This is a genomic window from Pontixanthobacter sp. CEM42 (genome assembly GCF_017812015.1).
GTDB lineage: Bacteria > Pseudomonadota > Alphaproteobacteria > Sphingomonadales > Sphingomonadaceae > Pontixanthobacter.
The window spans coordinates 578775-604860 of the sequence record NZ_JADQTN010000002.1; the positions used below are offsets into that span (position 1 = coordinate 578775).

Sequence of the window (26086 nt, forward strand, 5' to 3'; positions counted from 1 at the left end):
ATCGGACCAACTATGCTTGTCGGAATTGATTTAGGCACGACCAACAGTGCTGTCGCGATTTGGCGTGATGGTGAAGCTGAACTGGTGCCCAACGCGCTCGGCGATGTGCTGACGCCTTCGGCTGTGTCCGTCGATAAGAGCGGGCAGACCTGGATAGGCGCTTCCGCGCTTGACCGCTTTGGGACTCATCCCGGAGAGACTGTAACCAGCTTTAAGCGCATGATGGGTACCGAATCCAAAGCATCGCTGGGCAAGCGCGAATTCAGCGCTGATGAGCTGTCGGCAATGGTGCTTGTCTCGCTGATGGATGATGTCGAAGCGGCACTGGGTGAGCGACCGACGGAGGCTGTCATTACCGTCCCGGCCTATTTTAATGAGCGGCAACGGCGTGCCACACGGCGTGCGGGCGAGATCGCCGGGCTGGAAGTGAAGCGTTTGATCAACGAACCAACTGCTGCTGCGCTGGCGTTCGGTTTGACTGATCGCGGGGATCAAGAGCCGTTTCTGGTGTTCGATTTGGGCGGCGGGACATTTGATGTCTCCATCGTGGAAATGTTCGAAGGCATTGTCGAGGTTCGCGCCTCGGCCGGCGACAACCGTTTGGGCGGTGACGATTTCAACACCGCACTGGTGGCTTTCGCACAGCCACGATTGGAAGCAGACGATCTGCTCAACGTGATGCCGGCAGACAGGAAGGCGGCGCTGTTGACGCAGGCCGCCGAGCGGTGCCGTCGCGCGCTGACCACGGCGCACGAAGCTGACTTCTCTATTACAATCGATGACGAGACCTTCACGACGCGGATAACCACCGAAGAGTTTGAGGAGACCGTCGAGCCCCTTATCCGCCGGTTACGCGATCCCGTTCTGCGCTCGCTTCGCGATACCGGGATTGATGTGAAGAGCCTCAGCGAGGTTGTCCTCGTGGGCGGGGCAACGCGGATGCCGGTAGCGCGCAAGGCACTGACGCGGATGTTCGGGCGCTTCCCTAATCATACAGTCCATCCCGATCACGCGGTGGCGCTGGGCGCAGCGGTGCAAGCGGGCTTGCTCTCGAATGATCAGGGGCTGGAGGAAATCCGGATCACCGATGTTGCGCCCTTTACGCTGGGCATCGACAGCAGCGACGAGGATGCGCACGGCCAAATCCATACTGGTATCTTCTCGCCGATTATCGAACGTAACACGCCTGTCCCGGTCAGCCGTATGCAAGTGTACAGCACGATGCAGGCAAATCAGACCAGAATTGAGATAGGCGTTTATCAAGGCGAAGCCCGCGATGTGAGAAACAACGTCAAGCTTGGCGGAATGTCAGTGCGTGTCCCTCCCAAGCCGCGCGGCGAGGAAATCGTCGAGGTGCGTTTCACTTATGATACGAGCGGCCTTCTGGAAGTCGACACCCATGTCCCTTCGACAGGCCTGACCAAGAATTTGATCATTGTCGACGAGGAAGACAAGCGTAGCAAAAACGAGATTGCCTCCAGCCGTAAAGCGCTCGAAAAGCTGAAAGTCCATCCGCGCGACGAGGCAGAAAACATCGCTGCTATGGCGCGTGCGGAGCGGTGCTACGAAGGTTTCACAGGCGACGTGCGCGATGCCATTGGCGGATGGATTACGGCTTTCAAAGGTGCGCTCGACAAGCAGGATCCGCGCATTATTGCCGATGCGCGTAAACAGTTACTTGCCGCGCTTGACGAGATCGAGGCCAATCCGCCGCTATGACTGAGTGGCCATGGAACGTGCTGGGTATCGAGGCGACCGACGACAAGGGCGCTATTCGTAGGGCCTATGCGCAGAAGCTTAAATCGCTCGATATCGATAAAGAGATCAGCGCCTATTCTGACCTTCGCGGTGCGCGTGATTACGCTCTTTCAAATGTTGGCTTCAACGTCCCGGACGATTCTCAAGCCGACGAAGCAAACGACGACGACGAGCCGTATGATGGCGACGATGCGGATGAATCGTTTGACTATGACTATGAGTTCAACGCCGGGGATTTGCTGAATTTTGGTATCGATCCTTTTGGACCGCCCAGTTTGGACAGCTTCGGGCAGGGGCATGTTCCGCAAGCAAGCCCTGAACTCAATGTGGTTGCGGGATCAGCCGAGGAAAACCCTCTTGGCACAGCGGACAAAGAACTGGCCGGGCTACTGTTCCCTGGCGGTGAACGATCCGACGATCCGATGGAATGGGAAGAGTTTGAGCGCGCGCAGGCCGCGCTCGACACAGTTCTGGACTATGCCGGAAAAACCGAACTGCAGACCGAGCAGGCGATTGATTATTGGCTGTCGGACATGCTGGCAGAAGCATGGCCGCGTTCGGCACCGCTGGTTGAGCAGGCGAGCAATGCGTTCAATTGGATGCGCGAAGAAGGGCAGCTGACTGAACGCCCGGCATTGTCATGGCTCAACGCACGGCTTGGTGGAATGCAATTCCATGAGGCAATCCAGCGTTCCGGCCATGCGAAATACTCTTCGTGGAAATATCTGGCCGAACCCGGGCCATATCGGTGGTGGCACGCGATGTATCACAGCGGAGACCAGACCCGCGAGCTGATCGGCGAAATACGCGGCAAATACCCGGAACTCGAATCTCATCTCGAGCCGCGCAAGGTCTCGGCGTTAGAGGAAGGCGTGACCGGGTTTGTTCCCGGCGCGATCCGCCTTCTGTTTGTTCTGTTCCTGATCTCTATCCCGTTGCGCCATTGCGCAGATTCACCGGGCGGCACTGTCGATGAGATTCCGACGGTCGAAACGATATTCGAAGGATCTCCCGAGGTGCAGGAGCGCGCCGACCAGCTCGCGGCCGATCTTTTCGGTTCGGATGCAACATATGACAGCGTTGAACAGCTCGACGAAGAAGTGGCCAGAGTGGTCCGCCTCTCTGCGCTGCTGGACAAGCCTGAGCTACAGCCTTCGGAGCGGGGTTCTCTGGATGCGGAGAGTGCTGTCCGGGCACTGACGCTACAGGCCGTGGTTAAGGCCGAGTTTGAGGACTTGCTCAAAATCAAGCAGCTCCAACTGGATATTCTGCGGGAGTCCAGAAGCACTAGCAGTGATGCGTGCACGGCATTTTTGACCACCGGCAGAGTAGATGAAGCGGTCACACTCAGTGCAGAGCTTCGGGACCGCGAGCGCAGTCTATCAAGGAGCTTACTCCAGCAAGGGCTGCTGGATCGCGATGCAAATGCGGGCGGTCCGGCACAGGCTTCGGTGCCTGGATGGGTGGTTGGTGAGATTATCGACAGTACCGGTCTCTCTCGGGATGCCGTTGATCAGGCGCTCGGAGATGTCGAGGCGGGCGGCGCCTGCGATGTCCAGATCGCCTTGCTGCAATCGGCTCTGCGCCAGCCAGGCAGAGTGCCTGCCGAATTGTTGCGTTTGCAATAAGGCGACGAGCGCGCTTTCATCGCCGCGATAAAGCTGCTCATATTGGTTTGATGAGCAGCGCCGACATTCCTCAGGAAATCGAAGACTGGTTTGCCGGGCGCGATTGGTCGATCCGGCGGCACCAGCGCGACATGTTTGCGGCGGCAAAAGCCGGCAAGCACGGGATGCTCGTGGCCGATACAGGGGCGGGTAAGACGCTCGCCGGATTTCTGCCAACGCTGGCTGATTTCTGTCCATCCGAGCTTGGCGATGATGGCGCGCCGGATGGTTTGCACACGCTCTACGTCTCGCCGCTCAAGGCGTTGGCACATGATGTGCAGCGCAATCTGGTCACTCCGGTCGAGGAGATGCGGCTGCCGCTACGGATCGAAACACGCAGTGGCGACACGCCATCGGATCGAAAAAAACGCCAACGCAGCAAGCCGCCCAACATTCTGCTGACGACGCCGGAATCGCTGTCTTTGCTGCTGTCCTATCCTGACAGCTTTGATTTGTTCCGCAATCTTAAGCGCATCGTGATCGATGAGGTGCACGCTTTCGCGACGGGCAAGCGCGGTGATCTGCTGGCACTATGCCTGTCGCGCTTGCAATCCATCGCTCCGGATATGCGGCGCGCTGCGTTATCGGCCACGGTTGCCGATCCGGAGGCATTTCAGGCGTGGCTCGCGCCGTGGGGCGATGTCGATCAAGTGGCACTGGTGATCGGAGAGGAGGGCGCTGAGCCCGATCTCGAAATATTGCTGCCTCAAGAGGAGCGGGTGCCATGGGGCGGGCATGCGGCGACTTGGGCAATCCCGCAGCTCTATGAGCAAATTCGCGACAACAAGACGACGTTGATCTTCACTAACACGCGTTTTCTGGCCGAGTTCATTTTTCAGAATCTGTGGGAGGCGAATGAAGAGCAGCTGCCGATAGGAATCCATCACGGATCACTCTCAAGGGAGGCGCGGCGCAAGGTTGAAGGTGCGATGGCGCGCGGTGAATTACGCGCATTGGTGGCCACAGCCAGTCTCGATCTCGGGGTGGATTGGGGCGATATTGATTGTGTCGTGCAGATGGGCGCGCCTAAGGGGTCGTCGCGTCTACTCCAGCGCATTGGGCGGGCAAACCACACGCTCAATCAGCGTAGCCGTGCGCTTTTGGTGCCTGGCAATCGATTCGAATTCCTCGAAGCGACGGCGGCTAAGGATGCGGTCGAGGAAGGACAGCGCGACGGAGAGGATTTTCGCGAAGGCGGCTTAGATGTGCTCGCTCAGCATGTGATGGCATGCGCTTGCGCCGCGCCATTCGATGAGGCCGGATTGCTGGCTGAAGTGCGCTCTTCGCTTCCTTATGCCGAGATTGATCAGTCTGTGTGGGAGCGGGTTCTCAGCTTTGTCGAGACGGGGGGCTATTCGCTCAAAGCCTATGATCGCTTTAAACGGATCACGCGCGACAAGGATGGCACCTGGCGGCTTACTCACCCCGAGCATGCTGCGCGGCATCGACTGAATGCGGGGATTATCATCGACAGTGAGATGCTGACCGTGCGGTTCAAGAATGGCCGGTCGTTGGGGCGCGTGGAAGAGCGCTTTGCTGCAAGTCTTTCACCAGGAGACACATTCGCCTTTGCCGGGACCAGTCTGGAGGTCGAGCAAATCAAGGACATGGATGTGTTCGTCCGGGCGTCCAAGAAATCGGCCATGATCCCGTCCTACGGCGGCGCGCGAATGCCGCTGAGCACCCATTTGGCGGATAGGGTGCGCGCATTGCTGGACGATCGCGCAGGGTGGGGGCGCTTCCCAGACGATGTGCGCGAATGGCTGGAAGTGCAGGATTGGCGCAGCCAGATGCCCGCGCCGGGGCAGTTGCTGGTCGAGAGTTTCCCACATTCGAAGCGGCACTACACAGTCTATTATACATTCGAGGGCTGGAACGCGAACCAGTCACTGGGGATGCTGATTACGCGGCGGATGGAGGATCGCGGCCTGCAGCCTGGCGGGTTCGTCGCGAACGACTACTCACTGGGGGTTTGGGGTTTGCAGCCGGTGAAAGATCCGCTGCCACTGCTGTCGCCCGACATTCTGGCTGACGAGTTCGTTGATTGGGTGCAGGATTCGCACTTGTTGCGGCGCGCATTCCGCGAAGTGGCGGTGATTTCCGGCTTGATCGAGCGGCAGCATCCCGGGAAACGCAAGAGCGGTAAGCAAGTCACTTTCTCCACCGATCTGATTTATGATGTGCTGCGCAAGCATGAGCCGGATCATGTCTTGCTGGAAGCAGCATGGGCCGACGCACGGGCCCGCCTGACTGACATTGGGCGGCTTGCAGTTCTGCTCGAACGCTCGGCGGAGCAGGTCAATCATGTTGAATTGGAACGGGTTAGCCCGCTCGCAGTGCCAGTGATGGTTATGATCGGCCGCGAGAGCGTTCCGCAAGGTGCGATCGATGACGAATTGCTGCTCGAGGCAGAGAGCTTGGCCGACGCTGCGATGCGGGTTGAGGTTGATAGTGACGAATAAGGTTGACGAATAAGGTGAACTAGGTGCTTGGCATCCGGGATGCTGCATCGCATTCCGCTTGATCGGTTATCGGGGCGGGGTTGGAGAATTGCAGGCTGGCGCTGGCAAAAACAGGGGAGGCTGAGCGGCCAAAGAGGCTACCTCCGAAATGTCGGTGCTGTTCAATACCGCCAAAGCAGAAGCGATAGCGAGTAAGGCCTGTGGCATGAAGAACGGCGAGAACGTGGGCTGAGAATTCATAACTGGCATTTGCGTCGGGCTCGAAGATCAGCAGCGGTGTGACCGGTTCTTCGCGACTCGCTTCGGCAAACTCGACCAGCTCGTTGTAATTGACGATCTCACCGTTCCAGAGGATCTCGCCGACAGCCGTCAGGCGGACCCTGTTTACTTTCAGGTCGATCAGCGGCGCGGGCGCACTCGCTATCAAGGGTACGGGAAGATCGATTACAATAGCGTGGGTGGGCATGCGATATGCCGCTATTCCCAGCATTGCGATCACCATCCACACTGCCGCGATTGGCGCGTAGGATGGCTGGGAGATCAAATCATCATGATCGACCACATAGGATCGGCGCAATGGTCTCCGAACAGGCATTATGTTCTAGCTATCAGGGCGCAGGTCAGGTTTCTTCACTCGCTGCGGTAAATCGCCGGTAGCGTTCATTGCCGACAAAGCCGAACTTGCTGACACCGACCGATTTGATTGTATTCAAGGTCTGGGCGGCAAGGGCGTAGCTCGCATTGGCAGTCGGTTCGAACTGAAGTTCCGGCTCGACATCCATTTGGGTGGTTTGGATTAGTAGTGCGGCCATTTGCTGTTCGGTAACCGCAGTGCCGTTCCACAGGATTTGGTTCTGGTCGTTGAGAACGATCTTGTTCTTCACCGCGTCCGGTTTCGGGATATCCGGGCATTCGGTGCCGCACGGGACGGGGAGATCGACTTCGATTGAGTGAGTCGCGACCGGGATAGTGATGATAAACATCACCAGTAAGACCAGCATGACATCAATGAGTGGTGTCGTGTTGAGGTCGCCCATCGGTTGACCTGCGGCAGGTGCAGTTGCTTGTCCCATCGTCGCTTCTCCCGTTATGATATGTTGTAACTTACGGAATTATTGGAAGATTGCAAATCGGCGGGAGCAGGGATGGCGCTGATAGGCGTTTTGGCCTGAGCGAAAAGAGTGACGCGCACAAAAAAGGGGGCGAATTGCTTCGCCCCCTTTTGGGTATCGAATGATGATCGATTTACTTGCCAAATTCGCGGTACTTTTCGTTACCGACGAAGCCGAACTTGGTCACCTCGGTTGCTTTGATCAGCTGCAGTGTACGTGCAGACAGTTCATAGCTCGCGTAAGGCTCCGGCTCGAACTGCAATTCTGGAATCGGGGTAATACCCTTCGTGATTTCCAGATTGCGGACCAGTTCCTCTTGGCTGATGACTGTACCGTTCCAGATAATGTCGCCGGTCTGTGAAAGAACGATCTTGTTCTTGATCGGGTCAATCTGGTCTGGTGGTGGTGGACTGTTGTCCGGAACCGGTAGATCGATATCGACCGAGTGGGTCGCGACCGGGATAGTGATAATGAACATGATGAGAAGAACGAGCATGACGTCGATCAACGGCGTCGTGTTCATATCCATCATCGGCTCGCCATCATCACTGCCAGCTGAAATGCCCATGGTGTTTTACTCCTGAATTCTTTTCGTTCCGCCCGATAATCTGACAGCGTTAGCCGTTTGGATCGACCGGATTGGAAATGAAGCCCACGGTGGGATAGCCCGCCACTTGGACATTGTAGATTGTTCCAGCAACACAGCGCCACGGTGCATTGATATCGCCGCGAATGTGAACTTGCGGGATCAATTCAGGATCCTGCATGATCATTTCGGGTCCACCAGCACGCTCCACGATTGTGTCGAGACGTTCAAATGCTTGGTCGAACAGCTCTTTGGAATCGACTGGAGTAGTGTTGTTGAAATAGATCCGGCATTCGCCTTCGCGTGCTGCGCCTTCAAAACCGGGTTCACCAGCACTGCGGCCGGATGCGTCGGTTGTGCTGACGGTCAGCAGAAGGTTTTCAACCTTATCTTTCGACTCTTCAGTTTCCATGATTGGAATCTCGAGCTTGTCGATCGTCTGGATCGCCACGGGAACTGCGATAAGAAAGATGATCAAAAGCACCAACATCACGTCGACAAGCGGCGTGGTGTTAATGTCTGACATCGGCTTCTCGTCGCCGTCGCCGCCCATCGAAATAGCCATTGCTAATTCCTATCCTGAGTTAGTTTCAATTCGGGTTCGGGATGGACGGACTGCCACGATAGCAGCCCGTCCAATTCACCCGATCAGGCCTTTGGCTTAGCAGCAGCGGCTGGTTTCGCAGCAGCAGCTGGCTTAGCCGGAGCCTTGGCAGGAGCCACTGTTGGCTTAACTGCACCGTCCGAATTGATGTTCGCCAGAATGTCGGTCGAGAAACCGCTGAGCATGCCAGCGATCCGCTTGTTGCGAGCCGAGAGCCAGTTGTAGGCAAGAACAGCAGGAACAGCCACGAGAAGACCAATAGCGGTCATAATCAAAGCTTCACCAACCGGGCCAGCAACCTTATCGATCGATGCCGAACCGGCGAGACCGATGTTAATCAGCGCACGGTAAATACCGATAACCGTACCCAGCAGACCAACGAATGGCGATGTAGCGCCAACCGAAGCCAAGAATGGAAGACCGCCTGCGAGTTTGGCATTAATTGCCGACTCCGAACGGGCCAATGTGCCGTGCAGCCAGTCATGTGCTTCGAGGCTGTCGGTCATCTTGCCGTGCTGGTCTTCGGCCATCAGAGCGTCATCGACAAGCTGACGCCATGCGCTGTTTTTCTCCAGCTTGGTGGCGCCTTCTTTCAGCGAGTTGGCGCGCCAGAAATTGCCGCGCACATCGTTATACTGCTTCATCACTTTTTGTTGCTCAAGAAGCTTAGTGATCAAGATGTAGAACGAACCAACTGACATGATGACGAGAACGCCAAAAATCGACCACGCGATTGCGCCGCCTTGGTTCATGGCTTCCCAGAAGCCGAATTGGTTTTTAGGCGCTGCACCTTCGGCCGCGACTGCTAGTAGTTGAGTAATCATTGCGAGTTTCCTCTCAGAAGAAGCATAATTTAAATTTGGTTCAAAATGGGCCGACCATCCCCTGGGCGGCCCATCTTGTTATTCTGGAATCTGCCAGCGTACGGTTCCGGTGTAACTACCTGTTACTTCGTTACCTTCACCGTTCGTGGCTGGATTAAATCGTGCCCGACGCTGAACGAGACGACATGTCGCGTTCTTCAGCGCTTCCGGAGCACTACCACCGGTGACCGAACAAGCACTGGCGCGCCCGTTAGTGCCCACGGTTAGGCGGAACGAGACCGTTCCGGCGTAATCCCGATTGATCCAGCTATTCCGGTAATCGTCATTGGTCACCCAACGGCCCCGATTATTTCTCGGAGCAGGATCTTTCGGCGTGAACCTAGGCGGTGGCGGAGGACAGGTCGCATTGATTGGATACGACTTCCCGTCCGGACACTGCTTCGTTGCCGGTCCACATGCTGCATTAGCTGCAACCTGCGATCCATCAGGACACACCTTATTCGGCGTTTGGGACACGCCCGTGTCAGGCGGAATCTCTTTTGGAGATTCCTGAACCGGCGCATCATTATTGAGCGGCACCAGAGGCTCTGGAACAAACGGTGGAGGAACAGTTTCCGGCACCTCTTCAGGTGGTGGTGGTTCTTCCTCAGGTTCTGGTTCTTCAGGCTCCTCAACATCGACTGTCGTTACGCGCTCAACCGCTTTCTGGATTGCTTCATAGGCAAGTCCAGTCACGAGCACGTAGCCGACACCGATGTGAATCAACGCCACGATGATCAAGGCAACAATTCGATTGCTGCTCATCTGTTGGTCAGCGTAGGCCATTCAGTAGCATCACTCCATCATCTAACGCCGGACGCTAATCCGGCTGCTCATCCCTTTGACAGCACACTTGTCTGCCAGAGTGTTATCCTGCTTGTCCACCCTTCCCGGTTTTCGGGACAAGTGGCGTTTCGACCACCGGATCCCCGAAAGACCCGGTCCGGGTCTGCTGTGGCTGTTCTAGTTATCGTTGCCCCAGCTCGTCTCGACCCTTAGCTATGATGCGGAGACCAAGCAAACGCTTTATAGGTTAACCGCAGATTCACAGCTTGTGATACTAACTGTTCGATCAGGCATTGGTTCAAAATTAGATTTCTTGCAGGATAATGCATTGGAAAAACGCGAAACAATGTTGAGATTGGCATCCGCTATTGGCCTTGCCGTAACGGTCATGATGCCCGTTTCAGCGCCAGCTGCACAGGATGGAGTCGTCCCTGATCAAGCCACTTATGCTGATCTTGTCGACCTTGCAGACGCTTCTGAAATCGTTCTGCGCGCACAGATTCGCAAACAAGCTGAACTGGAACCAGAGCGTGCTCCGGGCCTGCGCCCCGGATATGTCCGCCTCTATATAGAAGCCCAAACCGATAGCTTGCTGACCGGCCGTGCAGCGGTTGGCGAATCGCTTCGCTATTTGGTTGATGTGCCGCGCGATTCGAAAGGCAAAGCGCCAAAGCTGAAGAAGCAGACCGTATTGCTGTTTGCACGCCCGGCGGCGGGCCGGGCTGGCGAGATCCAGCTAATTACCGAGACATCGCAGATGCTGTGGAGTGCGTCTTTGGAGACCAGACTGCGCGGCGTTCTGGCGGAGCTTGTCGCGCAGGATGCTGCACCGGAGATCACCGGAATTCGTGATGTTCTGTCGATTCCGGGTAACTTGGCAGGCGAATCGGAAACTCAGCTTTTCCTGTCGACTGACAATGATGGGCCGGTATCCGTAACAGTGATTCGCCGACCGAATCAGGAACCCGTCTGGGGTGTCTCATGGTCCGATATTGTCGATCAGGCCGCGCGTCCTCCGCAGTCCAACACGCTCGATTGGTACCGCCTTGCGTGTTTCTTACCGGCGAGACTGTCTGCCGATTCTTACCTGTCGAGAGACCCCGCTTCGCGCCGCCAAGCGGATACGGATTATCGTTTCGTGTTGCAGCAATTGGGGCCTTGCTCGCGCAACCGCAGCTAACGCGCCGCTTAGAATAAGTGGTTCCATCATACCGTCTGCCCGGTCTATTGGGCGGCTATGAGTGAGCCCTTTCTCCACCGTTTCCGCGTCCGTTATGCCGAACTCGACCCGCAAGGCGTCGTGTTTAATGCGCGCTACCTTGAATATGGCGATCTGATCATCAGCGAATATTGGCGTGCCAGAGAACTCAGAATGTTCGGCGAAGGCGCGATGGAATTCCATGTTGCCCATGCAGGCGTGAATTTCCGCAAGCCGATCCGCGCCGAGGAAGAAATTGAAGGCCGTGCTTGGACCACCAAGATTGGCAATTCGAGTATGACGACCCGGATCGAACTACACGGCGTACAAGATGATGGGGGTGACGATTTGCGTGCCGAAATCGAGCTGGTCAACGTTCACGTTTCGCTCGAAACTGGCCAATCGCTGCCGATCCCGGAAAGTGCGCGCGCCGCGCTGCTCGGCTGATATTATAGACTAATAAGGACCAGAATTTTGTCAGCACCACTCAGAATTGCACTGGCCGGATTGGGCACCGTGGGCGTCGGAGTTATTCGCTTGCTCGCAGCCAATCGGGATTTGGTTACCACAAGAGCAGGACGCCCGCTGGAGATCGTTTCGGTCAGCGCGCGCGACCGGACATTGGATCGCGGTGTCGATCTGTCAGGCTATGCGTGGGAAGATGACATGACCGTGATGGCGGCACGCGATGACGTCGACGTTGTGGTCGAACTGGTCGGCGGCTCGGATGGGCCGGCACTGACGCTCGCGCGCAATGCCATCGCCGCAAATAAGCACTTCGTCACCGCCAATAAGGCGATGATCGCACATCATGGTTTGGCGCTGGCGGATGCGTCGGAAGCGAATGGCACTGCGTTGAAATTCGAAGCCGCTGTTGCGGGCGGCATTCCTGTTGTCAAAGGGCTGCGCGAAGGTGCAGCGGCCAATGCTATCGAGCAGATTTACGGCATCCTTAACGGTACCGCGAATTATATCCTCTCGACGATGGAGGCGAGCGGTGCAGATTTTGCAACCACGCTGAAAGACGCGCAGCAGCTCGGTTATGCTGAGGCAGACCCGACTTTTGATATTGAGGGCGTGGATGCCGCACACAAGCTGGCCATCCTCGCAGCGATCAGCTTCGGTGCGAAAGTCGATTTCGATGCGGTGGCTTGCGAAGGCATTTCTCGCGTTCGCGCTGCCGATATCGCTCAGGCCGATGCGCTGGGATATGTTATTCGCCTGATCGGCATGGCTGATGTCGCTGAGAGCCCGTCTGGCGCGCCAGCGCTGCTGCAGCAGGTCAAACCATGTCTGGTGCCCAAAGGCCATCCGTTGGCACATGTCACCGGTGCAACCAATGCGGTAGTGGCCGAAGGAAATTTCTCGGGCCGGCTGCTATTTCAGGGTGCTGGTGCAGGTGATGGACCGACCGCTAGCGCCGTTGTTGCGGACCTTATCGATATTGCGCGCGGCGAGGCTGGAAGCCCGTTCTCGGTACCAACTGGTGAACTTGTCGCAATGGAGCCAGCCGAATCGGGTGAGCGCACTGGGCAGACATATTTGCGCTTCACCGTGACTGACCGTCCCGGTGTACTGGCCGAAATCACCGCAGCGATGCGCGACGCGGATGTGTCGATCGAAAGCCTGATCCAGCAAGGCCGTGCCAATGATGGTGGTGAAGTGCTGGTCGCGATGGTGACACATGACGGGCCGGAGCGCTGCGTCGAATCGGCCATCGAACTGCTTAGCGGTTCGGAGAGTCTGACGGCTCCACCGTTGGTGATGAAGATTCTGGAAGAGTAAGCCGTAGCTGACCCGTCGCAGGCATGGGAGCTTTGTCGGGTTCATCGCTGGTTTCGGTAATGGGATTTTCCAGACTGCCTTCGCGCGCCTCGTCCTGACCCAACGGTGCAAGCCCGCGCGAAATCCGGTCGGCATCTGATCCCGGCGGCGCTTCGGGCAGGGCAGTAACATCAATAATCAACGCTGGCGGCGGCGGGCATGGCGGGACCAGGCACAAGCCGCTGACTGTTGCTGGCCCTTTGAAGATGCCGGCACCCCCCACGTCGGGCGCGCGCGGCAAGCCGTCTTTGATGGCTTCCTCAGATGTCGGATCAAGTTCGCTGCTCGATTTCACCCGAAACTGCGACTGGTCTTCTTCTTCTGCGCAGACGACGATCTCATCGCCCTCTTGTGGGTCACATTTCGGTTTTGGCGGAGGCGGGCCAAAAACAACCTTGGTGTCTTCGGCGGCTTCTTCAGTTCGAAGGGGCTCTATATCTTGCGCTACCGCTGACGTGATAACGGACGGCCACAGCATAGCTATTCCAATCGCCCCGTTTCGCAGCGCGCTTCTCGACAATGCAACACTCCCTGTCTAAGCGCTCAATCGTAAGCCAAGCACGCTTCTTGTAACCACGCCAAATGGACTGAATTCATCATGAACAAGCCTAAAGTATCGCCTAAGGTCTCGGCCAGCCAAACCCTTGATCGGGTTCTCGTCCTCGAAATGGTTCGTGTCACAGAAAAGGCCGCCGTTGCCGCTTCGAAGCTGATCGGGCGAGGTGATGAGAAGGCCGCGGATGCGGCTGCGGTGGAAGCGATGCGACGCGCATTTGACGAACTCTACATGGATGGCACCGTAGTAATTGGTGAGGGCGAGCGCGACGAAGCGCCGATGCTATACATCGGTGAGAAGGTTGGCGGTGCACCCGGCAAGGGGCCAAAAATCGACATCGCGCTCGATCCGCTCGAAGGCACCACCATTACTGCCAAGGCTGGCCCTAATTCGCTGGCGGTGCTCGCGGCTGCTGAAGAAGGTTGCCTGCTCAACGCGCCTGACACTTACATGGACAAACTTGCGGTCGGCCCCGGCTATCCGGAAGGCATAATCAGCCTTGAGAAAAGCGTGACCGAGAATGTCACAGCCGTTGCCGAAGCCAAAGGCGTTGCGCCTGCTGATATCATCGTCTGTGTGCTCGACCGTCCGCGGCATGGTGCGATTATTGATGAGCTGCGCGGACTTGGCTGCGGTATCCATTTGATCCCTGACGGGGATGTTGCAGGTGTGATCGCGGTTACAGACGAAGACACGACGATCGACATGTATATGGGCCAAGGCGGCGCACCTGAGGGCGTTTTGGCAGCGGCGGCACTGCGCTGCGTTGGCGGTCAATTCAATGGCCGCTTGGTATTCCGCAATGATGATGAGAAAGCCCGTGCGCGCAAATGGGGTATTGCGGACAAGGATTTCGACCGGATCTACACGCTTGATGAGCTTGCCAGCGGCGACTGCATCTTCGCAGCCACCGGTGTGACCAGCGGGTCGTTGCTCGACGGTGTGAAGCGTCGTCGCAACGGTACGATGACGACCGAAAGCGTCGTTATGCGTGCATCTTCAGGAACCGTGCGCTGGGTCAAAGGCGAGCACCGTATTGGCTAGTTAGCCGCCTGCGTTAACTCAGGATTGGGAAAAGGCCGCATGGCCTCTGTTGTAAGGCCGCTGCGCTGGCTAAGTCTGCGCTGCGCGAATCGCCGCGCGCCAAACTGCTAGTTTAATCGCTATTGCTCTCGCACCGGGGACTCTTCGCATGAAAATCATGGCCGCCAATTCCAATCTTCCTCTGGCTAGGGCGGTCGCTGCCTATCTGGAGATGCCGCTGTGCGATGTCAGTGTCCGGCGTTTCGCCGATGAAGAGATTTTCGTCGAAATTCACGAGAATGTCCGGGGCGAGGATGTGTTTGTCCTCCAGTCGACCAGCTTTCCCGCGAATGATAATTTGATGGAACTGCTGATTTGTATCGATGCATTGCGACGGGCTTCGGCGCGCCGGATAACTGCCGTCGTTCCCTATTTCGGCTATGCGCGTCAGGACCGGAAGCCCGGCCCGCGCACACCGATTTCAGCCAAACTCGTGGCCAATCTGATCACCGAAGCGGGCGCGGACCGCGTGCTCTCAGTTGATCTGCACGCTGGTCAGATTCAAGGCTTCTTCGATATTCCCACAGACAATCTATATGCCGCGCCGGTGATGGCAGCGGATATCCAGGCGCGCTATGGTGGCCAGTCTTTGATGGTTGTGTCGCCCGACGTCGGCGGTGTGGTCCGTGCGCGGGCGCTTGCCAAGCGTCTCGACAACGCACCGCTTGCCATCGTCGATAAGCGCCGTGATCGCCCTGGCGAGTCTGAAGTGATGAACATCATCGGTGACGTTAAGGGGCGGCATTGCATCCTGATCGATGACATCGTCGATTCAGGCGGAACGCTCTGTAACGCTGCACAAGCACTGCTCGATCAAGGTGCAAGCAGCGTCGCTGCCTATATCACGCATGGCGTTTTATCCGGCGGCGCAGTGGCGCGTGTGAATGACTCAGCGCTGACAGAGCTGGTGATTTCCGACACCATCCTACCGTCGGATGCTGCGCAAGATGCAGAGAAAATCCGCATTCTGGCGATGGCACCACTGATCGGTGAAGCTGTCAGCCGGATTGCCGATGAAAGCTCGGTCAGCTCCCTGTTCGATTGACCGGTAATTCGCTCGGTGCGGGTAGTAGCGGATCGCGCATCCACGGGCGAACGGCTCCGGGATCGACACGATTGAGCAATTCCAACCGCCGTGCTTGGCGAATTTCCAAGCTGAGCGTCAGCAGACCTTGGCGGTCTTTTAGGAACTGCTTCGGGGTCATTCCAAAGAACGCGATAAATTCGCGGATTTGGTGCGATTGGTCGAAGAACCGGAGGTAGATATCCTCCTCCTCCTCCTCATCGGCGACACCGCAAAGACGTGCCGCTAGGTCGAGTGTGCGTGCGCGGCGCATTACTTGCTTGGGCGTCAGGCCGAAGTCACGTTTGATGATCCGCTGCAATGTGCGCGCGGTGACATTATTCTCGTCGGCAAAGTCAGTAATCGATTGATTGGGGTCGGCGAAGCTCGCCTCTTCGAACCGCTGGGATAGAGAATCAGGCGGTGCAATTCCTTTGCGTGCGATGGTGGTGCGCAGCCAATCTTCGATCGCCAACAGCCAGTCCTCTGGCTTGATATCGGGTGTATGCAGGCTGGTAAGCTCGGCATCATTCAAACCGACCGATTCCATCGGCTTGATCCTGTCGACCAGTTTGCCGTCATCGGCGCCCCACATCGCCCGGATGGCACCGGGTTTGAGCATGAAGCCGGCGACTTTGATTCCGCCGACGAACTTCAGCGGCATTGCCTTTGAATGCTGACCGCACAGGAACGTTTCATCACGAATTTCAAGCGAGCCGTCGGCAGTTTCGACGGTCCAATCGACACCGATAGCGGTCCGGACATAGCCTGCATCGTTGCACAGCAACCCGTTTCGGACGCTGTCCGCGGGAGCGTGCGCCACGGCTACCATAATCCGGCTCAGCCACGGCTCCAGATCCGCAGCAGGCGCGCGATTGAGTGATAGTGGGACACCATCCTTGGTCGCACCTGTCTCTGGGATCAGTTGCGCTGTTTGGTCAGACGGTGTTTGCGATTTCGATTTTTTATCCGGGCTTTTGTCGCCCATTATTTCGCCCCTGCCTCATCAGCGAACACACCCGCCCTCACAGTGATGTCGCATTTATACAATTGCCGTTGCGCCGCTTTATGATTCCTGACGCGTTTGGCAACCCCCTGTCACATTTTTGAGCCACTTGACCGGCGCCGACTCCGCCGCGAATAGATCGTGATGGACTTCAAACAAGATTTGATTTTGGCGGGCCGGTTGGCCGATGCCGCTGGTGCGGTCATTCGCCCTGCGTTTCGTAGCGAATTCGCGCAGGAACGCAAAGCGGACCGCAGCCCGGTGACCGAAGTGGATCGTGGTGCAGAGGCGGCGATGCGCGCCATCCTGGAAAGCGAGCGCAGCGATGATGGGATCATCGGTGAGGAATATGGGACCCGAAATGAAAATGCAGGTCGGCAATGGGTGCTCGATCCAATCGATGGCACCATCAGCTTTATGGCCGGGCGTCCGATTTTCGGGACACTTATTGCGTTGATGCAAGACGGCTGGCCGGTTCTCGGTGTGATTGACCAGCCGATTTCGGGTGAGCGATGGGTTGGGCAAATAGGTGGCGGGACAACACTCAATGGCCTGCCAGTTAGAACCGCGTCATGTCGTGCTCTCGACGACGCCAAGCTGGCGACCAGCAGTCCGCATTATTTCGGCGCTGAGCAAGCCGATGCCTATATGAAAGTCGCCGGAGCAGTCGGCGGAAACGAACGACAGGGTATGATCGTCTATGGCGGCGATTGTTACAATTACGGCCTGCTTGCTTCGGGGCATCTGGACATCATTTGCGAGTCTGGCCTGCAAATTTACGATTACGCCGCACTCGTTCCGGTGGTCGAAGGCGCAGGCGGCACGATGTCCGATTGGCAGGGCAACCCGCTTGATGCGGATAGCGCGGGCAAAGATGGCGCGGACGTATTGGCGCTGGGTGATCCGGCTCGGCTGGACGATGTGCTAGAGGCGATGGGGTAGCGCGGCATTTCCTTGCCACCCAACTGCACTGCTGGTTCGTTGCGGCTCTTGGCCAGCTGAATGGCAATGATTCCGCTTGCAATTGCGGCGCTCCCGCCTTAGTTGGCGCGCCTTCACCGACACGTGATTCATCTGCCGGTCTGGCCGTTAGGGCTGCCAGGGCTGGTTGAACGTGTCTCAGAACCGATTCCTTTTAGGAGATGAAAATGCCCAAGCTGAAGACCAAAAGTGGTGTGAAGAAACGCTTCAAAATCACCGCAAACGGCAAAGTGAAGCACGGCGTGGCCGGTAAACGCCACCGCCTGACCCATCACAATGCGAAGTATATCCGCCAGAACCGTGGCACCTCTGTGATCTCTGACGCTGATGCGAAGACGATCAAGAAATGGGCTCCTTACGGGCTTAGCTAAGCCCCACGGACCATTCCCAAATTTAGGAGTTAAGATATGCCTCGCATTAAACGCGGCGTGACCTCACGCCAGAAGCACAAACGGTTACTCGATCAGGCCAAGGGCTATCGCGGTCGCCGCAAAAACACCATCCGCGTCGCACGCCAAGCCGTCGAGAAAGCCGGCCAGTATGCGTACCGGGACCGTAAAGTTAAGAAGCGCAACTTCCGCGCTCTGTGGATCCAGCGTATCAACGCTGCGGTTCGCGCTGAAGGTCTGACATATTCACAGTTCATGCACGGCGTTAAGCTCGCCGGTATCGAACTGGACCGTAAAGTTATGGCTGATCTAGCGATGAATGAAGGCGCTGCTTTCAAGACCATCATTGAACAAGCCAAGAAAGCACTTCCGGCTTAAGTCAGAACTGCTTTTCATGAGTAAAAAGGGCGCAGGTGGCGGATGCCACTTGCGCCCTTCTCATATCCGCCGGAGGGTCGCGGTCCCGACAGACACAAACTCAATTTCGCCCAAATTTTCTTGCCGTGCGAAATATCTAGCGTAAACAACTCGCTGTTGATCACGTTGTAAAAACGCGACGCGAAGGGGGGCGCAGTAACAATGGTGATGGAACGCGAGGGAGGACCCGGTGTTCGCCTGCGGTTTTTCCTGCCTTCCGCAGAGCTCTCCCAGTACATCACCACCTATTATCTGATGGAAGTGACCGCTGCTGGTGACCAGCGTTTGGTCGACTATCTCCACCCGGAATGGGGCAATATTCGCTTTGGTTCGAACGATGATTTGCAAGCCGGTATTGGTTCCGAGCCGCTCCAAAGAATGCCGCGATCCATTGCCGTCGGCCCGACTAGCGTCGCAACACGATTCTCTGTCAACGAAGGGCGAATTTGGGGTGTCGGGTTGCTGCCATTAGGCTGGCTGAAGTTCATTGACGCACCGGCAAAAAAATTCGCCGATCAAATTACCGACGCAACCTCCAATCCGGCCTTCGAGAATTTCGTGCCTCTGGCTAAAGCTTTGCTAAGCGGTGCGCCGGATATCGAGACGGAAGTCGCGCAGATCGATTCGCATATGATGCAATTGGCGGACAAGCCCTTGAAGGATGAGGACGAGGTGACGCGCGTTCACTCTGCGCTTGTCGATGCATCGGTTTCAACTGTTGCAGAGCTGGCCGATCGTTCAGGTATGTCGGCTCGCACGCTCGAGCGGTTTTCTCATAAAGCATTCGGTTTCACTCCAAAGCTTCTGCTCCGCCGCCAGCGCTTCCTGCGAAGTCTGTCACAATTCATGCTGGATCCATCGCTTAGTTGGCTGAGCACGCTCGACTACCAGTACCACGATCAGGCGCATTTCGTGCGCGACTTCAAACGCTTCATGTCAATGACGCCCAATCAATATCGAGAGCTACCGCATCCCATTTTGATGGCGGCAGTTCGCGGCCGCGCTGAAGCTGCCGGCCAGACGATGCAGGGGCTGCACGATCCTAGCGATACGGGCCAAACAGGTTAACGCCTGAACAACCATCTGAAAATCTACGCTTTCTTTTTCCCGCCTGCCCTTTAAAGAGAGTTGGAAGAAAACGACACTTTTGGGGAAAAGAGTGCCAGAGAATGGCCCAACGAATAGCCAGGTCGCAGTCAGTTTCTATGAACCGCCCAAGGATTTGGAGCGGTTCTTCACGACATTCTATTGCGTAGAGATCAATCCGGAAGACGGTGTTTCGGTCACCGATTCTCTGCAACCTGAATGGGCAAATCTAAGAATATTTGCCGGCGCTCGGCCCGAGAGTTTAATCGAGGGAAGCGCGGCGCTTTCTGGAGCTGACGTGGTGGTCACCGGCCCCAGCAGCCAACCGTTACGCTTCACTATCGGCCCGACCCGCTTTTGGGGTATCGGCTTTCTACCGCTTGGTTGGGCAACTTTCGTCGGCAAGTCTGCTGACGGGTTTGCAAATGGTATCTATGATGCGCGCGAAGAGAGTGCCCTCGAGCACTTCGCTGCGCTCGCTGACGCACTGCTAAGGCCTGAGATGAGCGAAAAGCGCCAGCTTGCCGCAATATCTGCATTCTTCCGCGATGAGACGCCGCGCTTTGGCAAAGAAGACCCGCGTATTCAGACAATCCATTCGGTTCTGCTGGAGCCGGAATTGCCGCACGTGTCGGAAATGGCGGTACGCTGCGATCTGAATCAACGCACCTTGGAACGACTTTGCCGAAAGCACTTCGGTTTCTCGCCCAAGATATTGCTGCGTCGGCAACGCTTTATGCGCAGTGTTGCGGATTTTATCCTAGACCCTTCGATGGGATGGATTGGCGCGATTGATTCGCTCTATTTCGATCAGTCGCATTTCGTCCGGGATTGTCAGGACTTTCTCGGAATGTCGCCGTCCGAATACTCCTCGATGGACCATCCGGTGATTACCGGATTTATGCGAGAGCGGATGCGTGTGCATGGCTCTGCGGTGCAAACGCTCGATCATCCTGAGTGATCGGTCCATCCAAAGTCCAATTGCAGCTTTGCCTTATGCGTAAATAGCCGCTAGCGCGCCTGCGCTATGGATGATTTGCAAACACGTAAAGACGACACTCTCAAGGCGATCACTGCGGCGGATAATGCCGACGCGGTTGAGGCGCTGCGCGTAGAGGCTTTGGGCAAGCAGGGCTGGGTCAGTCAACTGCTCAAGACATTGGGTAAAATGACGCCGGAAGAGCGCACAGAAAAAGCGCCCATCATCCAGCAATCGCGCGCGGAAATTGCCGATGCGATTACGGCGCGCAAACAAGCGCTTGACGATGCCGAGCAGGACCGGCGTCTGGCGACCGAAACACTCGACCTGTCACTGCCCGCACCAGCAACACCGCGCGGCACAGTTCACCCAGTGAGCCAGGTGATGGACGAGCTGGCAGAGATTTTCGCAGACCTTGGTTTCGCTGTGAAAACCGGGCCGGAGGTCGAGGACGACTGGCACAATTTCACCGCGCTCAATATGCCCGAAAGCCATCCGGCGCGGGCGATGCATGACACATTCTACTTCCCAGACCATGATGAAGATGGCCGCCGGATGCTGTTGCGCACGCATACTTCACCGGTGCAAATCCGTACGATGGTTAATGAAGGCGCGCCTGTGCGGATCATCGCACCGGGCCGTGTCTATCGCAGCGATAGCGACGCTACGCACACGCCGATGTTCCATCAGGTCGAAGGTCTGGTGATCGACAAGGATATCCATCTGGGCCACCTCAAATGGACGCTGGAGACATTCCTCAAAGCCTTCTTCGAGCGCGACGATATCGTTTTGCGCCTGCGTCCGTCTTACTTCCCCTTTACCGAGCCATCGGTCGAAGTCGATGTCGGTTTTGAAGTCGTCAAAGGCCGCCGTGTTCTGGGCGGTTCGGGCGATGCTCCGGGACATGCCTGGATGGAATTGCTTGGCAGCGGCATGGTTAACGCCCGAGTGATTGAGTTCGCCGGTCTCGATCCGGAAGAATGGCAGGGCTTTGCCTTTGGCGTCGGCGTCGATCGCTTGGCGATGCTCAAATACGGCATGGACGATCTGCGCGCCTTCTTTGATGGCGATATTCGTTGGCTGCAACACTACGGCTTCAGCCCGTTTGATCAACCGACCCTTTCAGCCGGAGTGGGAGTGAGCGCATGAAGTTCTCCCTGACATGGCTCAAAGATCACCTCGAAACTGAGGCAAGCGTTGCTGATCTGGCAGCGGCGATGAACCGCATCGGCCTTGAAGTTGAAGGCATCGAGGACCCGGCTGAGCGCTTGGCTGGCTTCACCGTCGCCAAGGTTTTGACCGCTGACAAACACCCCGATGCGGACAAGCTGCAGGTCCTGACTGTAGACACTGGTGAAGGTGATCCGTTGCAAGTCGTATGCGGCGCGCCCAATGCGCGTGCTGGTATGCTCGGCGTGTTGGGTCAGCCCGGAGCAGTCGTCCCATCCAACGGTATGGAGTTGCGCAAGTCGGCGATTCGCGGTGTCGAGAGCAACGGCATGATGTGCTCGGTGCGAGAGCTCGAACTGGGCGACGAGCATGACGGCATTATTGAATTGCCCGAAGATGCGACGGTCGGTCACAGCTTTGCCGACTACAACGGGTCTTCACCTATATTCGACGTAGCGATCACTCCGAACCGGCCCGACTGCATGGGCGTCTACGGTATCGCGCGCGATTTGGCGGCGGCCGGCATGGGCACGCTTAAGCCGATTGCGATGCCTGCCTTCGCTGCCTCAGGAGCGTGCCCGGTTGAAATTCGTACCGACGATCCAGAAGGCTGTCCGGCATTCTATGGTCGCGTGATTACGGGCGTTAGCAACGGCGCGTCGCCCGATTGGTTGCAGCAGCGTTTGACTAGTGCAGGTCAGCGCCCGATCTCGTTGCTGGTCGATCTGACCAACTACATCATGCTGGCCTTTGGCCGCCCGGCACACGCTTATGATCTTTCGAAGCTGACGGGTGCGGTTGTTGCGCGCCGTGCGAAGGATGGCGAACAAGTGCTGGCGCTGAACGAGAAGACTTATACACTCGATAGCAGCATGACCGTCATCGCCGACGATAATGGCGTGCATGACATTGCGGGCATTATGGGCGGCGAGGATTCCGGCTGTTCCGAAAGCACGACCGATGTGTTGCTCGAGATCGCATATTTCGACCCCGATCGAATTGGAGCGACAGGCCGGAAACTTGGCCTCAGTTCCGATGCAAAAACGCGTTTCGAACGCGGCGTCGACCCTGAATTTCTGGATGACGGCCTCGACCTACTGACTGGCCTGATTGTCGAGCTTGCTGGCGGCGAAGCGAGCGAGCGCGTGCACGCTGGTGCTGCACCTGCGGAAGCCAAAATTGTGCCATTCGATTCGGCTTTGACCGAGCGCCTCGGCGGCGTGTCTGTCGATCTGGCGGAGCAGCAAGCCATTCTTGAGTCGCTCGACTTCGGTGTGAATGTTGCGTCGACTCCATGGAGCGTGACTGTTCCGCTGCGCCGCCATGATGTCGAAGGCCCCGCCGATCTCGTCGAAGAAGTCGTGCGCATTTACGGCATCGACGATATTGCCAGCGTCGCCTTGCCGCGCGCTGAAGGAGTCGCGGTGCCAACCGCTTCACCGGAACAAAAGCTCGAACGCCGCGTGCGCCGCGCTGCTGCCGGTTGCGGGCTCAATGAAGCGATCACATGGTCGTTCATTTCGGAATCGGAGGCGGAGGCTGTTGGCGGTGGCCGTTGGACACTCGACAATCCGATCAGTGAAGACATGAAAGTCATGCGGCCCTCATTGCTGCCCGGCTTGCTTTCTGCGGTTCGTCGCAACGCCGACAGGGGTGCAACGTCTCTGAGGCTATTCGAGATTGGACGGCGGTATCTTGCCGATGGCGAGCATCCTTCGCTGGCCTTTGTGCTGGCGGGCGAGCGGACTGGGCGTTCATGGCAGAATGGCAAGGCGGAACTATTTGATGCGTTTGACGCTAAGGCTATTTGTCTCTCGATTCTCGAGGCGGCGGGTGCGCCGGTCGACAAATTGATGGTCATGGGCGTTGACGATGATGGAGCGAATAGCATCTATCACCCCGGCCAGTCGGCTACGCTGCGTCTTGGCCCCAAAAATCAAATTGCAAGTTTCGGCACAGTCCATCCTTCGCTGCTGAAGGCATTTGATGTCGATATGCCGGTCGTCGTAGGCGGAATTCATCTCGACGCCATTCCGGCGAAGAAGAATGCCGGGTTCGCGCGAGCCCATTATGCGCCGCCAGCTCTGCAATCGGTGCTACGCGATTTCGCGTTCCTCGTATCCGACGATGTGCCAGCGGGCGATTTGCTGCGCGTGATCAAAGGCACGGACAAAGCGAACATTGTCACAGCGCGGATTTTTGATGATTTTCGCGGGCAGGGCGTTCCTGAGGGCAAGAAATCACTCGCTGTCGAAGTGACGCTTCAGCCCGGCGAGAAGAGCTATAAGGACGAAGACCTCAAGGCGATTTCGGACAAAGTTGTGGCTGCGGCTGGCAAATTGGGCGCGGAGCTTCGGGGCTAAGCAATGTCGATCAATTCCCGCCGTACTTTTGCGATCATCTCGCACCCCGATGCTGGTAAAACCACGCTGACGGAGAAGCTGTTGTTGCAAGGCGGCGCGATCCACCTTGCTGGCGAGGTGAAGGCGCGCGGACAGGCGCGGCGGGCGCGGTCCGACTGGATGAAGATCGAGCAGCAGCGTGGGATTTCTGTGACGTCATCGGTGATGACGTTCGAGCGGAACGGCGTAACCTTCAATCTGCTCGACACTCCGGGGCACGAGGACTTTTCCGAAGACACCTACCGCACGCTGACTGCTGTCGACTCGGCGATTATGGTGATCGATGCGGCGAAAGGTATCGAGCCACAAACGCGCAAATTGTTCGAGGTTTGCCGCCTCCGTTCGGTGCCGATCATCACTTTTGTGAACAAAGTCGACCGTGAAGGTCGGCCGGTATTCGAGCTACTCGATGAGATTGCCGATATGCTCGCCCTCGACGTATCGCCGCAGATGTTTCCTGTCGGTATGGGTGGCGAGTTCGAAGGCATTCTCGACTATGAGACAGGTTCGATTGCACGGCCTGAAGGTGCATCGAAGGAATTTCTTGGCAAGCGTGACGAGAATGCAGTTTTGCCGGAGCAATTCGCAGAGAATGCCGAGCTCGCGCAAATTGGCTACCCTGAATTTGACTTGGAAGCCTATCGCAATGGCGATTTGACCCCGGTCTATTTCGGCTCGGCGCTTAAGAATTTCGGCGTGACTGAATTGATTGAAGCGATTGCCAAATATGCACCGCCGCCGCGACCACAACCTGCCGGTGACGAGCAGATCAGCCCCGACTACGACGAAGTCACCGGCTTCATCTTCAAAGTTCAGGCCAATATGGACCCGAACCACCGCGACCGTATTGCCTTTATGCGGCAGGTCTCGGGCACGTTTAAGCGCGGGATGAAACTGACCCCGTCTGGTCTTGGAAAACCAATCGCTATTCACTCGCCAATTCTGTTCTTTGCGCAGGACCGAGAGATTGCCGACACTGCGGAAGCAGGCGACATTATCGGCATTCCCAATCACGGCACATTGCGCGTCGGGGACACGCTGAGCGAGCACAACAAGCTGCGTTTCACCGGCCTGCCGAACTTCGCGCCGGAAATATTACGGCGGGTTCAGCTCAAGGACCCGACCAAGACAAAACAGTTGCGCAAGGCGCTAGATGATCTGTCCGAAGAGGGCGTGATCCAAGTGTTTTACCCTGAGTTGGGTGCGCAGCATATTGTCGGCGTTGTTGGGCAGTTGCAGCTCGAAGTGCTGATCTCGCGCTTGTCGGCGGAGTACAAAGTCGAGGCTGCGCTTGAGGCGGCGCCTTTTGCGACGGCGCGCTGGGTCAAAGGACCGCAAGAAGCGCTTGACCAATTCGAGGGCTTCAACCGTGCGAATCTTGCGAAAGACCGCGATGGTGACATAGTGTTTATGGCCAAATCGCCATGGGATGTTGGGTATCAGGAAGAGAAAAACCCTGATTTGACCTTCTCCGCGACCAAGGAACGGTGACAATCTGTGCTGCGCGGCCTAGCATTGGCGCATGGCAGAATTTTTTGACACGCTGAACGACAAGCACATCGCGATGATCGATGCGCAGCCGATGTTCTTCGTCGCGACAGCAGCGGCGGATGCACGGATTAATCTGAGCCCCAAGGGGTACGATGCTTTTCGTGTCCTCGGCCCCGATCGTGTCGGTTATCTCGATCTCGGCGGATCGGGCAACGAGACCAGCGCACATCTTGATGCTGATGGGCGGATCACCATCATGTTCTGCAACTTCCAGCAGCCTGCCTTAATCTTGCGCATCTATGGGACCGGGCGCGCAGTGCTGCCCAAAGATCCTGAATGGGACGCATTGGCCGAGAACTTCACGCTCATTTCCGGCACACGCCAGATATTCGATATCAAGGTGGAAAGCGTGCAGACCAGCTGCGGTTGGGGTGTACCCTTTATGCAGATGGAGGCCGAGCGTCCGACGCTGAAGAAGGCGCATTCGCAGGCCAACCCGTCGGAATGGGCGGCCAAGATGTCGACCAGACTGGCGAGTATCGATGGCCTGCCTGCGCGGCCCACCGATCGCTACATTGCTGGTGAGAGCGAAGACTAGCGCGG

Annotated in this window: 25 protein-coding genes; 17 read left to right on the plus strand and 8 right to left on the minus strand. The window is 57.1% G+C overall.

Annotation, left to right across the window (positions count from 1 at the left end; genetic code table 11):
- Positions 1-12 precede the first annotated feature (12 nt).
- Genes J9777_RS12790 through J9777_RS12800 form a run of 3 tightly spaced genes read left to right on the plus strand, consistent with a single transcriptional unit; the run spans position 13 to position 5887 of the window.
- Positions 13-1719: an Hsp70 family protein gene (locus tag J9777_RS12790; protein WP_209349195.1), complete on the plus strand. Its 1707-nt coding sequence runs from the start codon at positions 13-15 to the stop codon at positions 1717-1719.
- Positions 1716-3386, plus strand: a complete 1671-nt coding sequence (locus J9777_RS12795; RefSeq protein ID WP_209349196.1) for a hypothetical protein — start codon at positions 1716-1718, stop codon at positions 3384-3386. The genes J9777_RS12790 and J9777_RS12795 overlap by 4 nt, the downstream gene beginning before the upstream one ends.
- Before the next feature lie 50 nt (positions 3387-3436).
- Complete coding sequence (locus J9777_RS12800) at positions 3437-5887, plus strand: ligase-associated DNA damage response DEXH box helicase (protein WP_209349197.1); 2451 nt, start codon at positions 3437-3439, stop codon at positions 5885-5887.
- Positions 5888-5906: 19 nt separating this feature from the next.
- On the opposite strand, the gene J9777_RS12805 is transcribed toward J9777_RS12800, so the two are convergent.
- The 6 genes from J9777_RS12805 to J9777_RS12830 form a co-directional block, all read right to left on the minus strand.
- Positions 5907-6482: a biopolymer transporter ExbD gene (locus tag J9777_RS12805; protein WP_209349198.1), complete on the minus strand. Its 576-nt coding sequence runs from the start codon at positions 6480-6482 to the stop codon at positions 5907-5909.
- Positions 6483-6507: 25 nt separating this feature from the next.
- On the minus strand, positions 6508-6960 hold the full coding sequence (locus J9777_RS12810) for a biopolymer transporter ExbD (RefSeq protein ID WP_209349199.1): 453 nt from the start codon (positions 6958-6960) through the stop codon (positions 6508-6510).
- A 172-nt stretch (positions 6961-7132) separates the two neighbouring features.
- The gene (locus tag J9777_RS12815) at positions 7133-7567 is read right to left on the minus strand and encodes a biopolymer transporter ExbD (RefSeq protein ID WP_209349200.1); all 435 of its coding nucleotides are present in this window, start codon (positions 7565-7567) and stop codon (positions 7133-7135) included.
- A gap of 49 nt (positions 7568-7616) precedes the next feature.
- Positions 7617-8150 carry a biopolymer transporter ExbD gene (locus J9777_RS12820; RefSeq protein ID WP_209349201.1) on the minus strand — a complete coding sequence of 178 codons (534 nt, stop codon included), beginning with the start codon at positions 8148-8150 and terminating at the stop codon, positions 7617-7619.
- A gap of 83 nt (positions 8151-8233) precedes the next feature.
- On the minus strand, positions 8234-9013 hold the full coding sequence (locus tag J9777_RS12825) for a MotA/TolQ/ExbB proton channel family protein (protein WP_209349202.1): 780 nt from the start codon (positions 9011-9013) through the stop codon (positions 8234-8236).
- Positions 9014-9091: 78 nt separating this feature from the next.
- Positions 9092-9838 (minus strand): energy transducer TonB, encoded by a 747-nt coding sequence (locus J9777_RS12830; protein ID WP_209349203.1) that lies wholly within the window; start codon positions 9836-9838, stop codon positions 9092-9094.
- A 328-nt stretch (positions 9839-10166) separates the two neighbouring features.
- On the opposite strand from J9777_RS12830, the gene J9777_RS12835 reads away from it, so the two are divergent.
- From J9777_RS12835 to J9777_RS12845, 3 genes are read left to right on the plus strand one after another with little or no spacing between them, the layout of a single operon-like run.
- Positions 10167-11018, plus strand: a complete 852-nt coding sequence (locus J9777_RS12835) for a hypothetical protein (protein WP_245228734.1) — start codon at positions 10167-10169, stop codon at positions 11016-11018.
- A gap of 57 nt (positions 11019-11075) precedes the next feature.
- Entirely contained in the window at positions 11076-11483 is a 408-nt protein-coding gene (locus J9777_RS12840) for a thioesterase family protein (RefSeq protein WP_209349204.1), read from the plus strand.
- Positions 11484-11510: 27 nt separating this feature from the next.
- Positions 11511-12821, plus strand: coding sequence for a homoserine dehydrogenase (locus J9777_RS12845; RefSeq protein ID WP_209349205.1), 1311 nt, complete (start codon positions 11511-11513; stop codon positions 12819-12821).
- Here the strand turns inward: J9777_RS12845 and J9777_RS12850 are convergent.
- On the minus strand, positions 12763-13338 hold the full coding sequence (locus J9777_RS12850; RefSeq protein WP_209349206.1) for a hypothetical protein: 576 nt from the start codon (positions 13336-13338) through the stop codon (positions 12763-12765). The genes J9777_RS12845 and J9777_RS12850 overlap by 59 nt on opposite strands.
- Positions 13339-13458: 120 nt before the next feature.
- On the opposite strand from J9777_RS12850, the gene glpX reads away from it, so the two are divergent.
- Positions 13459-14460, plus strand: coding sequence for a class II fructose-bisphosphatase (glpX, locus tag J9777_RS12855; RefSeq protein ID WP_209349207.1), 1002 nt, complete (start codon positions 13459-13461; stop codon positions 14458-14460).
- A 148-nt stretch (positions 14461-14608) separates the two neighbouring features.
- On the plus strand, positions 14609-15544 hold the full coding sequence (locus J9777_RS12860) for a ribose-phosphate pyrophosphokinase (protein WP_209349208.1): 936 nt from the start codon (positions 14609-14611) through the stop codon (positions 15542-15544).
- On the opposite strand, the gene J9777_RS12865 is transcribed toward J9777_RS12860, so the two are convergent.
- Positions 15525-16550, minus strand: a complete 1026-nt coding sequence (locus J9777_RS12865) for a helix-turn-helix domain-containing protein (protein WP_209349209.1) — start codon at positions 16548-16550, stop codon at positions 15525-15527. The genes J9777_RS12860 and J9777_RS12865 overlap by 20 nt on opposite strands.
- A gap of 162 nt (positions 16551-16712) precedes the next feature.
- Between J9777_RS12865 and J9777_RS12870 the strand changes: the two genes are divergently transcribed.
- The 9 genes from J9777_RS12870 to J9777_RS12910 all read left to right on the plus strand — a co-directional run bounded on the left by J9777_RS12870 (position 16713) and on the right by J9777_RS12910 (position 26081).
- A complete protein-coding gene (locus J9777_RS12870) occupies positions 16713-17510 on the plus strand; it encodes an inositol monophosphatase family protein (protein ID WP_209349210.1) in 798 nt (265 codons plus the stop codon).
- A gap of 206 nt (positions 17511-17716) precedes the next feature.
- Positions 17717-17920, plus strand: a complete 204-nt coding sequence (gene rpmI / locus J9777_RS12875; protein ID WP_160612321.1) for a 50S ribosomal protein L35 — start codon at positions 17717-17719, stop codon at positions 17918-17920.
- Positions 17921-17956: 36 nt separating this feature from the next.
- On the plus strand, positions 17957-18316 hold the full coding sequence (gene rplT / locus J9777_RS12880) for a 50S ribosomal protein L20 (protein ID WP_209349211.1): 360 nt from the start codon (positions 17957-17959) through the stop codon (positions 18314-18316).
- Positions 18317-18523: 207 nt separating this feature from the next.
- Positions 18524-19423, plus strand: coding sequence for a helix-turn-helix domain-containing protein (locus J9777_RS12885; RefSeq protein WP_209349212.1), 900 nt, complete (start codon positions 18524-18526; stop codon positions 19421-19423).
- Between the two features lie 91 nt (positions 19424-19514).
- Entirely contained in the window at positions 19515-20402 is an 888-nt protein-coding gene (locus J9777_RS14830) for a helix-turn-helix domain-containing protein (RefSeq protein WP_209349213.1), read from the plus strand.
- Between the two features lie 66 nt (positions 20403-20468).
- The gene (pheS, locus tag J9777_RS12895) at positions 20469-21569 is read left to right on the plus strand and encodes a phenylalanine--tRNA ligase subunit alpha (protein ID WP_209349214.1); all 1101 of its coding nucleotides are present in this window, start codon (positions 20469-20471) and stop codon (positions 21567-21569) included.
- Positions 21566-23953, plus strand: coding sequence for a phenylalanine--tRNA ligase subunit beta (pheT, locus tag J9777_RS12900; protein WP_209349215.1), 2388 nt, complete (start codon positions 21566-21568; stop codon positions 23951-23953). The genes pheS and pheT overlap by 4 nt, the downstream gene beginning before the upstream one ends.
- Positions 23954-23956: 3 nt before the next feature.
- Positions 23957-25483, plus strand: a complete 1527-nt coding sequence (locus tag J9777_RS12905) for a peptide chain release factor 3 (RefSeq protein WP_209349216.1) — start codon at positions 23957-23959, stop codon at positions 25481-25483.
- Positions 25484-25514: 31 nt separating this feature from the next.
- Positions 25515-26081 carry a pyridoxamine 5'-phosphate oxidase family protein gene (locus tag J9777_RS12910; RefSeq protein ID WP_209349217.1) on the plus strand — a complete coding sequence of 189 codons (567 nt, stop codon included), beginning with the start codon at positions 25515-25517 and terminating at the stop codon, positions 26079-26081.
- Positions 26082-26086: the final 5 nt, after the last annotated feature.